Below are 13,258 nucleotides of genomic sequence, written 5' to 3'. Positions count from 1 at the left end.
TCATGAGTAAAAATATTTACATTTATCTTACTTCATTCTTTTGCGGAATGTCAGTAATGGCTGTAGAACTTAGTGCAACAAGACTTCTTGCACCTACCTTCGGTACATCAAGCATAATATGGACTATAGTAATAGGTCTTATTATGATATCCTTAAGTCTCGGTAACATACTAGGCGGAAGGTCTGCAGATAAACATAATAGCATGGACAGGCTTTATGCACTTATATGGACTGCTGCTATTTATATAGCACTTATTCCCTTTGTTGGAAAATATATAATTATTCTATCAGTTACAATTTTTATGTGGATTTCTCCTAACAACCTTGTTGTTTCAGGATCAATACTATCATGCCTCATTATATTTTCCATACCTCTTGTCATACTTGGCATGGTGACTCCATACCTGGTAAAACTAGGTATTACCGATATTAATAAAAGCGGTAAAACAGCAGGCGAAATTTATGCCCTTTCAACCATCGGAAGCATCATAGGAACATTTATACCAACATTTATAACTATACCATTAGTTGGAACAAGTAAAACATTCCTAATATTTTCTTTGATCCTAAATTTAATCTGCCTTTACTACTTTGTTTCCAAGAAAACAAGGCTTGCAAAGTCTGTTATAACGAGTTTTATAGTATTAGTACTGACTGTCACACCTTTTCATGATTCATATGCATTTTGGAAGCAAAACATTATTTATGAGGGTGAGTCATTGTATAATTACCTGCAGGTATCGGAGGATTCAAAGTCCGTCATACTTTCCACCAACGTAGCCTTCGGTGTTCAATCTATTTACAAAAAAAACAGTACCGTAACAGGTTTATACTATGACTATGCTCTTATGGCTCCCCTGTTTATGAAAGATACCGACTTTAAATCCGGCAAAGATGTTTTAATACTTGGACTTGGAACAGGTACTTATGCAAAACAGCTTAAACACTTCTTTCCTAACACCAAGACAGATGGTGTTGAAATAGACCCAACAATAGTTGACCTTTCGAAAAGATATTTTAGTTTGAAGGAAGATGAGGCCAATATCTATATAAATGACGGAAGGACATTTTTAAACACCCATAAAGACAAGAAATATGACCTCATAATGGTAGATGCATATCATGACATAACAATACCATTCCATATGTCTACCAAAGAATTTTTCGGACTTGTGAAAGAAACTTTAAAACCTGGGGGTGTTATTGTTGTAAATATCAATATCCGCTCAAAAAAAGACTCCCAGATTAACGACTACATTTGCCAAACCATTAAGAGTCAAATGGAAAAGGTATATAAATGTGAACTAAAAAACAGTACTAACACAATAGTATTTGCTTCAAGAGATACTAATTCCCTAAACTATTTTATTGATAACTCAGAAAAAATGGAAAATCAAAGCCCTTTAAAATCGGTTTGCGAATATGTTAAATCAAATCTTTCAGAGATACAAGAATCCAAACTGGTTTTTACAGATGAAGTGGCACCGGTTGAAATCATGGGGCAAAAAGTATTGGATGAGATTGTTGCCAATGAATTGGAATCATTCAAGAATGAACTCAATTCGGGTAAGGGATTTTGGGATAACATCATGCAATACTTGAAATAAAGAACAAAATATAGGTGCCATAATTACCTAAGCATAAAAAAAAAGCCAAGGAGATAGTCAATTCTATCTCCTTAACTTTTTAAGTACTACGAGATATTACATTATCAATCGCAGACATCATAGTTTCTTCCATTGAAGAACAATAACAAGAAAATGAGTATGAAGAATAATATTTCGCTGTTGTCACCTAAAAATCCTTTAAATAAACCATTAGACATTATTGATTACCTCCATAAATTTATGATACTATATATTATTCTTTTTTTATTAATTGGTGCTTGTAAACAATTATTTTTACAAATTTAATATTCAACTCTTTTGTTTATCATTAAAGCAATATGGTTACAAATTTTATTGAGTAGATATCACACAATAAAACATCATCAGAGCCTGTAGGTCTTAATAGAATATAACTTGCTCCAACAGATATCAAAATTCCGACTCTGTCAATGAGAGGCCCGTTAGTCCCTATCAAAAACTCCACACGCATCAATTTTCCTATCTGCGTTGCAAGAAAACCCGGTGTGTACATTGTGCTTTGAACAGTCGGGGGTATCGGAACAGATTGGCCCATTCCCTGTACCTGTTGATTTGTAGGTGCTGGAACTGGTCCCGGTGTATAGCCGGTACCCATGCCTGTTGGTAATGCAGGAAGTGCACCTGCAGACATTGTGCCAGCCGGCACCATACCTTGCATTTGTTCTGTTCCGTTGGTACTAAAATTTTGCATGCCAGCTGTGCCATTGCTGTAAGTATTACCGCATGGACGCATAAAAGGTGGATATATCACAAAAATTCCTCCTCGTTTAATATATTTTTGATTTTAATGATACTTTCAAGAAATGTATTCCTTTTTACTCATTATCTTTTGAAGTATATTCCTAATTGTTTTTTATATAAAAATTTATGTTTCTGCATATCGTGGGGTCGGTAAATAGAAACAATGCTCTCCTACCCTGTTATAGTAACTTCCTGTTCTGTTGAAAGGAAAGTAATTGGAACAAGTGGGGCTATAAGGATTATAATACCAAAGACAATCTCCGGCTCCAAAGTGTTGGTTACCGGCAAGAGCCCAGTCTGCAACCTCATAATGAATTTGCTCAGGCTCGTTGGACCAGACTGTTTGGGGATTTACTTCCCCATAAGCCTCCGGCATAAGACATGTAAACTGATACGGCTGCTCAATGACTCTCCTTAAGTTCCCCTGACCGGTTCTCAGATACTCGCCGTAGGCAACATGTACTCTATTCATGACAACAGTAGCAACTGCTTTCATGCCGTTAAGGCCTTCCCCACCAGCCTCACATTTAATGAGCCTTGCAAATAACTCTCTTTCTGAATATGCCATCTTAACCACCTTAAACTATGTTTTATATATTATATTTACATAACAACCATTATGATACAAAGAATAATTATTTTTTTATGACCAATACTAAATGATAAGTGCCATTAAGCACTTTTATAAATTAATCATGATCAAAAAATAACTTCCGCTATAAATTTTACTCATGTGTCGACTTATCTCGTCAGCACCTTCGTAGAAAGCGAAAGTAATTTTTCATTCATGCTTTAATATAAGGACCAATTGATTCTTATATTAATTTCATTTAATATTTGCAAATTCTATATAGTTGGAGGCGAATAAATTTGTATAACATGTACTATAAAAACGGTGTTTATATAACCCCGAATGTCGTTGTCAAAGGTGATGATGCATCAGTAACTTACAAAGGCATATTAAGCGACTCAGGAGCTCATTCAGTATATATGCACGTAGGATATGGTGATAATTGGGAAAATACTAAAGACATAAAAATGCAAAAGACCGAAGAAGGCTTCGAAGCCAATTTACCTATATCGGATGACAAACCTCTCAAACTGGCATTTAAAGATTGTGCTGACAATTGGGACAATAACGGCGGACGGAATTATACATTTGAAATACAATCAAGGCTGTAGAAAACCACAAAGTGTATTTGGTTTTCTGAAATCATAAACATGAACAACCCAAAAGCTTTGGCTAACCGATGCTTTTGGGGTTTTAAGTACTTTTCCTTTAATTTTCAACCTTTAATTCTTTATTTAGCTTCTTTATTGCCTTTTTCTCAATTCTTGATACATATGACCTGGAGATGCCTAACATGGAAGCTACCTCCCTCTGTGTTTTTCCCACACCGCTTAAAAGTCCGTACCGCAGCTCCAGCACTATTTTTTCTCTGTTTTTCAGCACAGCTTTCATCTTATTATATAATCTAACAACCTGCATCTTTAAATCCACTTCATCAACTACAGACTCGGAATTGTCACCAATTACATCAATCAGAGTTATTTCATTACCACTCACATGAGTGACACTTATATTTCGGCTATTGGGGTTATTTCGGCAATATGCTTGTTTACATCAGCACTGCAAATGCTTCAGCCTTTATTCCTTAACATCTAAGCCTGTTCTGTACCCTACGATTGATGAGATTGCATTGCTTAACTGCTCTAATCGCTTCCCAGTCTCCTCTTTTGTTATTTCAGGTTTAACAATAAGTATTCTTGTATCTCCAATTCTGGTTTCACTTTCATAATACAAATTTAATTCCTTATCATAAAGGTTATTATCTCCCACAAAACCACCCCTTCCAAAATAATTATGTTGTTATTAATATAGATATAATTAGTACTATTTTGTAAGTTATCAATATAACTTATATATAGAATGGTATTTATATAGAGTGAAATTTATGAACCGAGTTTGTATTTATCTTAGAAAATCCAGAGCTGATGAGGAGCTTGAAAAGGAGCTTGGAGAAGGCGAAACCCTATCTAAACACAGGAAAGCATTATTAAAGTTTGCCAACGATAAGAATCTCAACATAGTTAAAATCCGAGAAGAAATAGTCTCCGGCGAAAGCCTTATACATAGACCTCAAATGCTCCAGCTCCTTAAGGAAGTAGGTCAAAGTGATTATGAAGCTGTGCTTGTTATGGATATGGAAAGACTGGGCAGAGGTAACATGCAGGAGCAGGGACTCATACTTGATACCTTTAAAAAGTCTAAAACCAAGATAATTACTTTAAGAAAGACCTATGATTTAACTAATGACTTTGATGAAGAATATTCAGAATTTGAGGCCTTTATGTCCCGCAAAGAGTTTAAAATGATCAACAGAAGACTTCAGGGAGGACGAGTCCGCTCTGCTGAAGAAGGAAATTATTTAGGCACTTACCCTCCATATGGCTATTTGATCCATGAAGAAAAACATACACGCACCCTTCTCCCTAATCCGCACCAAGCTGAAGCCGTAAAGTTGATATTTGATTTATATGTAAATGATAATATAGGCACAACAAGAATTGCCGAAGAATTGACCAAACTCGGCTACAACACATATACAGGTGTCAGATGGGATCGCTCAGTCATATCCAGCATACTCAAAAATCCTGTATATGTTGGAAAAATTGTTTGGAAAAAAAAATGCATCAGGAAATCAGCATCACCTGATAAATCAAAGGAAACATACACGCGTCCTCAAAACGAATGGATTATCTCACAGGGAAAGCATCCTGCACTAGTAAGTGAGGATATCTTTAATGCTGCCCAGAATATACTGAAAGGAAAATATCATGCACCATACCATGTGACAAGTGGACTCAGCAACCCGTTAGCAAGCTTGGTGATATGCAAACAATGCGGCTCAAAGATGAAAATGCGGCCCTATGGTAATAAAGCCACACATATAGCCTGTACAAAGAAATGCGGCTGTAAAAGCAGTAAATTAAAGTATCTTGAGGAGTCATTACTAAAGTCTATGGATGAATATTTTAAGAAATATGAATTACTCCCAAAGGAGAATACATCATATGTAAGCGATAGATTAAACATACTTAAAAAGAATCTCATTGCCCTTGAATCTCAGCTAACTGCCTTACATAAGCAAAAAGCCAAAATACATGACTTATTTGAACAAGGCATTTACAATTTCGAAACTTTTACCAGCAGATTAGAGAGCCTTGCCAAGAGCCTTGATGAGCTAAACCAAAACATAAGCTATGTCACGTCCAAAGCTCAAGAGGAAGAAAAAAACATCAGCATCCAGCAATCCCCAACTAAGCTTAATCACCTGCTGGATATATACAGGAATACTGATGATATTCCGTCAAAAAACAAGCTATTAAAGAATATCATTGAAAAGGTGGAATATATAAAATCAAAGGAACAAAGAAATGATAATTTTACACTGATTGTATATCCTAAACTCCCTTGATTATGACTAAAAAGATAAAACTTCACCGTCTTGCGGTACAAATACCTGATCTGAAATATTATTGCTCTCCAAAAAATTGCGAAGATTGCTTCTTGTCAATCTGCAGTGGTTCCAGGCATCCATGTGTACGGCAACAACTTTAGCTTTTGGAGATATTTTACAAATTGATAGAATATCCTGTGCATCCATTGTAATGGCTTTACCATAAGCGAATCTTGCCTCACCGCAGAAGCTTATCACAATTTCAGGCTGATATTTTTCCATAACCTTTTTTGTACATGAGTACCATACAGTGTCTCCCGATAAATAAACAACGGGCTCATCAGGTGCTGAAATTACATAGCCTGATACCGGTGCCATTTTAACAGCTATAGCACCATGGCCGTGTCTACCCTTTGTGCGGATAATTTTGATATTTTCCCATTCAAAATGATCTGTTACAGGTATAACACTGGTAAAACCAAGTTCTTTAAATTTCGCCTCGTCTTCCGGCTGGCATAAAACCGGCAGACTTTTTTGAATTAAGTTTGCAGCCATATCATCAAAATGGTCTCTATGGGTATGGGTAACTAATACAGCATCGCAATCCATAAGTGAATCTAAACTAACAGGAAGGTCATTTAGAGGATTATCATTTTGATTTGGAACATTTTCTACAGCTGACAAAGTATTTTTAGAGCTTAGCATTGGATCAACCAATATTTTTTTACTTTTAAAGTGTAATATCATAGTTGCATGTCGTATAAAATGAATTTTCATAGTTTTTCACTCCCACATTTTGTGATATATTTATTATACCCCTTTAAGTTATTGAAAAGAGAAAGATAAACATCCATTTTACTTGAATGATGAAAGGATTTTTTTAAGCATGATTGACCAGACAGATATGGAAATTATAAAACTTCTTACTCAAAATTCCAGAATGCAGTGGCAGGATATTGGTGAAAAAGTTCATCTCACAGGTCAGGCTGTGAAAAACAGGGTGGACAGGTTAGAAAAACTTGGAGTTATTGAGGGATATACCGTGAAGTTAAATCAGGATAAATTAGGTATGGAAATAAAAGCATTTGTAACTGTATTTATGAAAACGACAGATCATGCATCTTTTAAAAAATACCTCATGCAGTCTGATTTAATAAATGAAGCATACAGAATAAGCGGTGAGGGCTGTTACTTACTTCAAGTTAATACAACCAGCCAGAAGGAGCTTCTTACATTTTTGGATGGTGTACTTAAATACGGTAATTACAGAGTTAATTTATCCATTGATAAAATAAAGTAATCTTATAATATATTATTATACATCACTCCTGTAGACGTTATTTCATTACCCTCACGGTCTACCCGATAGGATCCTGAAGAGAAACCTCACTCTGATTTTTCTTAGTTGATCTTATATGCATAAGTATTTCATTTGCAATCCTTTCATTACGGAAACAAATTCATATAGTCTAATAAGTATTCCTTAGTATAAAATCATATCAATTTTTTCACCATCCCAGGATATTTTGTCAACAACACTTTTTATCATCCTTCTTTTATCCTCAACCTTCATAAGGTCCCATGCTTTATCTTTGAATCTCCCAATCTATCTGCCATCTGTTCAAAATTATAATCTCCATCTCCTTCTTCATTTTCTCTTTCCTGAAGGTCTAATAATTTCCTTTTCAATTTTTCCTTTTTCCCGGTTAAATCCTCCATGTTTTTTGTGAGTGCTTCCACCACCTCACCTTTTTGGCCTTTTGATATAGCTAAAACCAGATTTTGAATCCCCAGGTCAATTTCACCTATTCTTTTTTGAAGTGTCTCTTTTTCCAGTTCAAGTGACATATGACCAGTTGAAAACAAATTTTTGCTTACCCTTATATCATCAATAAAAGGCGGATTTTTCCATGCAATTTTTATAAGCTCATTAAATACAAGATTATCCAGTATGTTACCACTAATATTGTGCACATCACAGCGGATTTTCTTGCTCTTTTCCTTCATCTCACATATATAATAAAAAACCTGTTGCCCGATTTCATTTTTCCTCTGTACAGTTTTAGGCCTCATGAAGGAGCCGCAATTTGAGCATACCAAAACGCCTGAGAGCAGTGATTGAGTGCTTTTTACTTTGCGATAGCACTTTTGTTTGTTCGACCTTAGCAGTTCTTGAGCTTTTATCCACTTACCACTTGGAATAATTCCTTCATGCAGCCCCACTGCTACTATCCACTCACTGGTGTCTCTATACCTGTCCTTGCAATCTTTACCCTGCTGTCTGGTTTTATTGTATGCTATAAGTCCGTTAACACCATTAAATTCATCAATTTGGGAATACACATCATAATTTTTCGTAAGCATATATTCGTACAAAGCTTTGTCCGCAACAGCATATACAGGATTCGACAATATGGGTCTTATGGAGCCAGTATGGAAGTCTGCACCATTTTTAGTTGAAAAATTATATTCCACCAGATACTTTTCGACTCCTGTAATAGATTTTAAGCTTATGTACTTATCATAGATCAGCTTAATTATGCCTATCTCTTCTATAACCGGTGAAAGCCTGTACATCTTGTGCTGCTTTCCACTTTGGTCAATGGTAATAACCGGCTCCGATTTATATCCGGTAGGTGTTATCCCGCCAAGCCAACGTCCCGTTTTGGCCAACTGAATCATATTATCCCTGATTCTTTCAGCTATGGTTTCCCGCTCAAGCTGTGCAAAAACAGAAGCAATGTACATCATTGCACGTCCCATAGGTGTAGTTGTATCAAATTGTTCCCTTATTGATACAAAGTTTACATTATACTTATTTAAGTCATTAATCAGTTGTGAAAAGTCAGAAACATTTCTACTTATACGGTCAAGCCTGTAGCATATTAAAATCTGAAATTTATTTGTTTTTGCGTCCTTTAAAAGCCTTTGAAACTCCGGCCTTTTAGTGTTCCCCCCTGAAAAGCCCTCATCTTCATATATAAGGAAACTACTTTCATCAAAGTTAAGGTACTTTATCGCATATTCCTTACAAAGCTGAATTTGATTTTCAACACTTTCACCTTTTCCGGTAAACTTACTTTTCCTTGAATATATAGCTGCCTTCATGCTAAGCATTCCTTCATCAAACTTTTACTAAGGCATGGTTGAAATACTACTTCCCGTTTTGAGCGTTTGTTCGCGAGTTAAGCTAACTTAGAAAGCGAAATTATACAGGAAGTTATATTTTCAACACGCCTAGTCACAATTCTCACCGTTTAGCCTTATTCGCTCTATAATTTTTATATACAATTCGTCTTTTTCTTCACCACATATGGGCAACCCCATTATATAACCCTTGATAAACTCAATATAGGCCTTCCCTAGTCTCCGTCTTAATTCAATAAGCCCTCCCTGGCTTTTTGGATAATGAACTTCTATTATGTAAGAATCTTTTGGCCTGGCCATTAGACTCCTCCTGATGCTGACCTATCTATCAAATGTATATGCGGTATTTAGTAAGGAATGACTAAAATATTACTTCCGATTTCGAGCGATTGTTAACAAAAATTAAGACAGCATGAGAATGTGGTAACAGCAGAAGAGCTGCTAAAGTTGAACTTAGCAGCCCTATTATTTATTGAATAAACTTTGGTGTTTGGTTACTCATTGTCTTTTGGTGTAAAAACTCCAATTCCTTTCTGGAACCATCAACAAAAACGATATTTCTACTATTAATGGACTCTAAAATATCAAAGACCATCTTAACATCACCATACTCTATTTCAGGTGTTACGGATATTGCTTCAGTACCATTTAACGTATTGTAGAAGTTCAGCAGCTCGTTGTAAAAACCTCTCTCAGGTGTATATTTGATTTGCTCGGAGGTATTGTCATTATATGCAACATTGATAACTCCGCAGCTCTTCTCCTCCAGATATATTTCGCCTTTGGTGCCGAAAATTCTAAACCCCACAAGAGGTCTTTGAGGCTCCTGTCCTGAGGGGAAATAAGTGTATTGTCCGATTACTCCGTTTTTAAACAAAATGTTTGCATTTACTGAAACAAAAGGATTAAAATCCTCTCTCTGCGGTTTTCCAAACGCCTGAACACACTCAACAGCACCAAAGATATGACGTAATCCGGCAAGATCGTGAATAGCTGCATCTAGAAAGGCACCTCCGTAATACTTGGGATGCTGCCTCCATTCAGTAGCTGCAAAGGTATCTTTTGTCATCTCACAAGGAAAACAGCTTATGTTATTCCTAATGAAATATACCACCTCTCCAATTTTTCCATTTGCAACCATATCCCTGATTTTGTTATTTTCTTCATTATATCTGAAATTCTCGGCTATCATAATTTTAACTTTATACTTTTTGGAAAGGTCAAGATACTTTTTTGCCTGATCCATATTGGGTGCTTGCGGCTTCTCGCAGATAAAGTCTTTCCCAGCTTTTGCAACAGCCTCCGATACAATATAGTTTTCCTCTATGGGAACTAAAATGTCCACTGCATCAATGTCATCCCTCTTTAACATCTCATTATAATCATCATATACATTTTTTGTATCAAGATTTATCTTTTGAGCGAATTGCTCTGCATCGCTTCTAGTGCGATTTACAAGTGCCGCAATTTCATACTTATCATTTAATTCACTAAGTGCCGGGTAGTGAAGTCGTTCCCACGCATATCCAGTCCCAATAACACCTAATCTTATTTTCTTCAAGGAAACACCTCCGTATTTAAAAATACTTATAGATAACCAAATTGATTATCATTAAGTTTTAGTTTTTCTTATTATTTGTATTGAAGTTTTTATTATGCGTAGCACTCATTTGCTTAAATACAAGTATAAATAAAACCTAACTTGTACATTTTAAGAATGAAATTGTTGTGTAGAATACGCCGTAATTTCAGAGACATTAACAAAATCTTTTATGAAGGAGAGTTTGTATGAGCCTTACTATTATGGGAATTTTGGTTGACAGAAGAACCGAATCTGCTCCAAAGGTTCAGGAGATACTGACCAAGTTTGGAGACAGCATTTTATCCAGAGTGGGTATACATGACCCAGGTGAAGAAGATCATGGCCTTATAACATTAAACATACGTGACAGAGAAGAAAAAATCGAAAGTCTCTCTAAAGAATTGGAATCCCTAAAGGGAGTCAACGTTAAAACCGTCAATATGAAATAACTAATGTTAAAGAAATAAACTTCCCCTTACGAGCTTGTAGAGGAAGTTATTTCTTTAGATATTATATATGTTTCCTCTACATATGTATAGCATTTTCAATACAACGTACAGCATATGTTGCAAGACGTGCTCCTTTAGTCTGATCAAAAGTGGAAATTGCCTTGATAAGCCCTATGGTTCCTATTGATATAAGGTCATCGCTGTCATAACCTGAAGAATTGTATTTTTTTACAATATGGGCAACAAGCCTTAAGTTCCTCTCTATTAGGATATTTCTGGCCTCTTCGCTTCCATTCTTAAATTTACCCAGATATTCAAGTTCCTCTTCATGAGATAATGGTTGTGGAAAAGAGTTCCCATTTGAGACATAGCCTATCAAAAAAATCATACTATTTAGGGTATTAGCAACCATTGGAAATAAGACAGATAACAAGCTGGGCACCTCCTAAAAATAGGTTACTCTATAAATATATGATATTGAGTATTGAATGTGTGCATATTCTTATCATCATTTTTTTATAATTTTTTTTAATGAATTTTTCAATTCGGTATCGATTGACTTCGAAAAATACCTTCTGCTATTTCCTTGAATATGGGTCCTGCCGCTTGTCCTCCACTTTTCCCGTTTTCTACAAAAACAGCAACCGAATATTTAGGATTATTTCCCGGAAAATAACCCGCAAACCATCCATGCACAACCTTTTCGCCATTTATATAAACACCGGTTTCAGCACTGCCCGTCTTTCCGCATGCAATAAAATTCTCCTCCGGTTTGGCTTTTGTACCGGTTCCATGCTCAACCGTAGCAGCCATCATTTCACTTAGCTTTTGTGCCGTATTTTTAGAAATAACTCTATTCCAGCCCGATCTCCGGACCTTTCTTACCTCTTTTCCATCTGCATCAATAATTGAATCAATAATATTAACCTGATTCTTAATACCTCCATTTGCTACTGTCGCAATCATATCCGCAACCTGAACAGGCGTTGCCATTATACCTCCCTGACCTATGGACATATTGGCTATATCTCCGTCTGTATAACTGTCTTTTACAGACGGTATATTGCCGCCTGCCTCATCAACACCTTGAGATCCAATCCCTGTCACCTTACCGAATCCAAACTTTTCTGCCATTGTTATAAGTCTCTTTGAACCTACTTTTATTCCAAGATCAATAAAATATGTATTGCATGAATTTGCAAATGCCTCACTAAAACCAATTTTCCCATGTCCTCCCCTATCATATGAGGAACATCTAAATTCCCTGTCTCCAAGCTTTATAATTCCATTACAAATATAGTCATCGCCTAACGAAATATTGGACTCTAAAGCTGCTGCAGCACTAACCACTTTGAAGACAGATCCAATATTGTAGGATGCAACCGCCCTGTTAAAAAGCTCATTCAGTGGACTTTTAAGATACCTTCCCACATCATTCTGATTAAACTCAGGGCTGCTTGCCATAGCAACTATATCCCCTGTATTTACATCTTCCACTACTACAGCACCATTCATGCTATACTTAGCCATTATATCCTCAGTTATTTTCTGTATATGGTAATCAACAGTAAGCTTTACACCAAGCATCCCACCATCGGTCCCAGCTCTTTTTATCCTGCATCCAATTCCTTGTAAAATTTTGTCGTTTGCATTGGTTACAATCCTTATAGAGTTTTCATTTGAAGCTTTCAAGTCATTATCGTAGAATTTTTCCAATCCAGCTGCCCCAACATGATCTGTCTTATTCAGGTAACCCAAAACATGAGCCAGTAACGAATATTCGCCATACCTTTTTAATTTATTTAAGACCGAAACTCCTCTTCCTTTAAGGCTATGGGCTTCATCTATCTTTTCCGGTTGAATTTCCATAATTATAGGCACCTTTTTACAAGCGATCTCTCCTTTTAACTTTTCAACATTTATACCTAAAGCTCCAGACAGCTTTTGAATATATTCATTCTTGCCCCTTAACAGTAATGGTTCAAGTACAAGAGAACTCTCCACCGCTCTGTTTGTAAAAGGAATAAAATTTCTATCAACAATACTTCCCCTTGGTTTTTCAATAGTAGCAGCAGAAATTCTTTGTGCAGACGCATCAGAATCCAGCTTTTCTCCCTGAAAAAACTGTATATAAAATATTCTTGATACAAGTAATACGAATATAATTATAAAAAAATTAACAACTAAACTGAATCTTTTATTTAAAGGCATAAAAATCCTCTTTCCAGGTAA

At 35.9% G+C, this 13,258-nt stretch carries 15 protein-coding genes; 5 read left to right on the top strand and 10 right to left on the bottom strand.

Annotation, left to right across the window (positions count from 1 at the left end; genetic code table 11):
• The first annotated feature begins 2 nt into the window (after positions 1 to 2).
• On the top strand, positions 3 to 1,607 hold the full coding sequence (locus Bccel_RS00715; RefSeq protein ID WP_036939526.1) for a spermidine synthase: 1,605 nt from the start codon (positions 3 to 5) through the stop codon (positions 1,605 to 1,607).
• A 328-nt stretch (positions 1,608 to 1,935) separates the two neighbouring features.
• Here the strand turns inward: Bccel_RS00715 and Bccel_RS00710 are convergent, their stop codons facing one another.
• Both Bccel_RS00710 and Bccel_RS00705 read right to left on the bottom strand, forming a co-directional pair.
• A complete protein-coding gene (locus Bccel_RS00710) occupies positions 1,936 to 2,397 on the bottom strand; it encodes a hypothetical protein (RefSeq protein ID WP_050752950.1) in 462 nt (153 codons plus the stop codon).
• A 114-nt stretch (positions 2,398 to 2,511) separates the two neighbouring features.
• Positions 2,512 to 2,955, bottom strand: a complete 444-nt coding sequence (locus Bccel_RS00705; RefSeq protein ID WP_036939523.1) for a cell wall hydrolase — start codon at positions 2,953 to 2,955, stop codon at positions 2,512 to 2,514.
• A 311-nt stretch (positions 2,956 to 3,266) separates the two neighbouring features.
• On the opposite strand from Bccel_RS00705, the gene Bccel_RS00700 reads away from it, so the two are divergent.
• Positions 3,267 to 3,569, top strand: a complete 303-nt coding sequence (locus Bccel_RS00700; protein WP_036939790.1) for a carbohydrate-binding protein — start codon at positions 3,267 to 3,269, stop codon at positions 3,567 to 3,569.
• Between the two features lie 97 nt (positions 3,570 to 3,666).
• On the opposite strand, the gene Bccel_RS00695 is transcribed toward Bccel_RS00700, so the two are convergent.
• The gene (locus tag Bccel_RS00695; RefSeq protein WP_242853095.1) at positions 3,667 to 3,954 is read right to left on the bottom strand and encodes a sigma-70 family RNA polymerase sigma factor; all 288 of its coding nucleotides are present in this window, start codon (positions 3,952 to 3,954) and stop codon (positions 3,667 to 3,669) included.
• A gap of 81 nt (positions 3,955 to 4,035) precedes the next feature.
• Positions 4,036 to 4,227 carry a hypothetical protein gene (locus tag Bccel_RS00690; protein WP_036939520.1) on the bottom strand — a complete coding sequence of 64 codons (192 nt, stop codon included), beginning with the start codon at positions 4,225 to 4,227 and terminating at the stop codon, positions 4,036 to 4,038.
• Between the two features lie 115 nt (positions 4,228 to 4,342).
• Between Bccel_RS00690 and Bccel_RS00685 the strand changes: the two genes are divergently transcribed.
• On the top strand, positions 4,343 to 5,866 hold the full coding sequence (locus tag Bccel_RS00685) for a recombinase family protein (RefSeq protein WP_036939516.1): 1,524 nt from the start codon (positions 4,343 to 4,345) through the stop codon (positions 5,864 to 5,866).
• Positions 5,867 to 5,872: 6 nt separating this feature from the next.
• On the opposite strand, the gene Bccel_RS00680 is transcribed toward Bccel_RS00685, so the two are convergent.
• Positions 5,873 to 6,625 carry an MBL fold metallo-hydrolase gene (locus Bccel_RS00680; RefSeq protein ID WP_036939514.1) on the bottom strand — a complete coding sequence of 251 codons (753 nt, stop codon included), beginning with the start codon at positions 6,623 to 6,625 and terminating at the stop codon, positions 5,873 to 5,875.
• Positions 6,626 to 6,734: 109 nt separating this feature from the next.
• On the opposite strand from Bccel_RS00680, the gene Bccel_RS00675 reads away from it, so the two are divergent.
• Complete coding sequence (locus tag Bccel_RS00675) at positions 6,735 to 7,148, top strand: Lrp/AsnC family transcriptional regulator (RefSeq protein ID WP_036939513.1); 414 nt, start codon at positions 6,735 to 6,737, stop codon at positions 7,146 to 7,148.
• Positions 7,149 to 7,417: 269 nt separating this feature from the next.
• Here Bccel_RS00675 and Bccel_RS00670 read toward each other — a convergent pair whose 3' ends face one another.
• The 3 genes from Bccel_RS00670 to Bccel_RS00660 all read right to left on the bottom strand — a co-directional run bounded on the left by Bccel_RS00670 (position 7,418) and on the right by Bccel_RS00660 (position 10,556).
• The gene (locus Bccel_RS00670; protein ID WP_050752948.1) at positions 7,418 to 8,956 is read right to left on the bottom strand and encodes a recombinase family protein; all 1,539 of its coding nucleotides are present in this window, start codon (positions 8,954 to 8,956) and stop codon (positions 7,418 to 7,420) included.
• 129 nt (positions 8,957 to 9,085) lie between these two features.
• The gene (locus Bccel_RS00665) at positions 9,086 to 9,295 is read right to left on the bottom strand and encodes a hypothetical protein (protein WP_036939507.1); all 210 of its coding nucleotides are present in this window, start codon (positions 9,293 to 9,295) and stop codon (positions 9,086 to 9,088) included.
• A 169-nt stretch (positions 9,296 to 9,464) separates the two neighbouring features.
• Positions 9,465 to 10,556, bottom strand: coding sequence for a Gfo/Idh/MocA family protein (locus Bccel_RS00660; RefSeq protein WP_050752947.1), 1,092 nt, complete (start codon positions 10,554 to 10,556; stop codon positions 9,465 to 9,467).
• Between the two features lie 227 nt (positions 10,557 to 10,783).
• Here Bccel_RS00660 and Bccel_RS00655 point away from each other — a divergent pair, with 227 nt between their 5' ends.
• A complete protein-coding gene (locus Bccel_RS00655; RefSeq protein WP_036939505.1) occupies positions 10,784 to 11,026 on the top strand; it encodes a hypothetical protein in 243 nt (80 codons plus the stop codon).
• Between the two features lie 76 nt (positions 11,027 to 11,102).
• On the opposite strand, the gene Bccel_RS00650 is transcribed toward Bccel_RS00655, so the two are convergent.
• Complete coding sequence (locus Bccel_RS00650; RefSeq protein WP_036939781.1) at positions 11,103 to 11,459, bottom strand: sigma-70 family RNA polymerase sigma factor; 357 nt, start codon at positions 11,457 to 11,459, stop codon at positions 11,103 to 11,105.
• A gap of 107 nt (positions 11,460 to 11,566) precedes the next feature.
• Positions 11,567 to 13,237: a peptidoglycan D,D-transpeptidase FtsI family protein gene (locus Bccel_RS00645; protein ID WP_036939502.1), complete on the bottom strand. Its 1,671-nt coding sequence runs from the start codon at positions 13,235 to 13,237 to the stop codon at positions 11,567 to 11,569.
• Positions 13,238 to 13,258: the final 21 nt, after the last annotated feature.

It is taken from the genome of Pseudobacteroides cellulosolvens ATCC 35603 = DSM 2933 (assembly GCF_001262605.1).
GTDB lineage: Bacteria > Bacillota > Clostridia > Acetivibrionales > DSM-2933 > Pseudobacteroides > Pseudobacteroides cellulosolvens.
This window is presented reverse-complemented; position numbering and strand designations above follow the sequence as displayed.

Coding starts and splice junctions, on each gene's coding strand:
- Bccel_RS00715 (WP_036939526.1), top strand. CDS start 3: ATGAGTAAAAATATTTACATTTATCTTACTTCATTCTTTTGCGGAATG.
- Bccel_RS00705 (WP_036939523.1), bottom strand. CDS start 2,955: ATGGCATATTCAGAAAGAGAGTTATTTGCAAGGCTCATTAAATGTGAG.
- Bccel_RS00700 (WP_036939790.1), top strand. CDS start 3,267: ATGTACTATAAAAACGGTGTTTATATAACCCCGAATGTCGTTGTCAAA.
- Bccel_RS00685 (WP_036939516.1), top strand. CDS start 4,343: ATGAACCGAGTTTGTATTTATCTTAGAAAATCCAGAGCTGATGAGGAG.
- Bccel_RS00680 (WP_036939514.1), bottom strand. CDS start 6,625: ATGAAAATTCATTTTATACGACATGCAACTATGATATTACACTTTAAA.
- Bccel_RS00675 (WP_036939513.1), top strand. CDS start 6,735: ATGATTGACCAGACAGATATGGAAATTATAAAACTTCTTACTCAAAAT.
- Bccel_RS00670 (WP_050752948.1), bottom strand. CDS start 8,956: ATGAAGGCAGCTATATATTCAAGGAAAAGTAAGTTTACCGGAAAAGGT.
- Bccel_RS00665 (WP_036939507.1), bottom strand. CDS start 9,295: ATGGCCAGGCCAAAAGATTCTTACATAATAGAAGTTCATTATCCAAAA.
- Bccel_RS00655 (WP_036939505.1), top strand. CDS start 10,784: ATGAGCCTTACTATTATGGGAATTTTGGTTGACAGAAGAACCGAATCT.
- Bccel_RS00645 (WP_036939502.1), bottom strand. CDS start 13,237: ATGCCTTTAAATAAAAGATTCAGTTTAGTTGTTAATTTTTTTATAATT.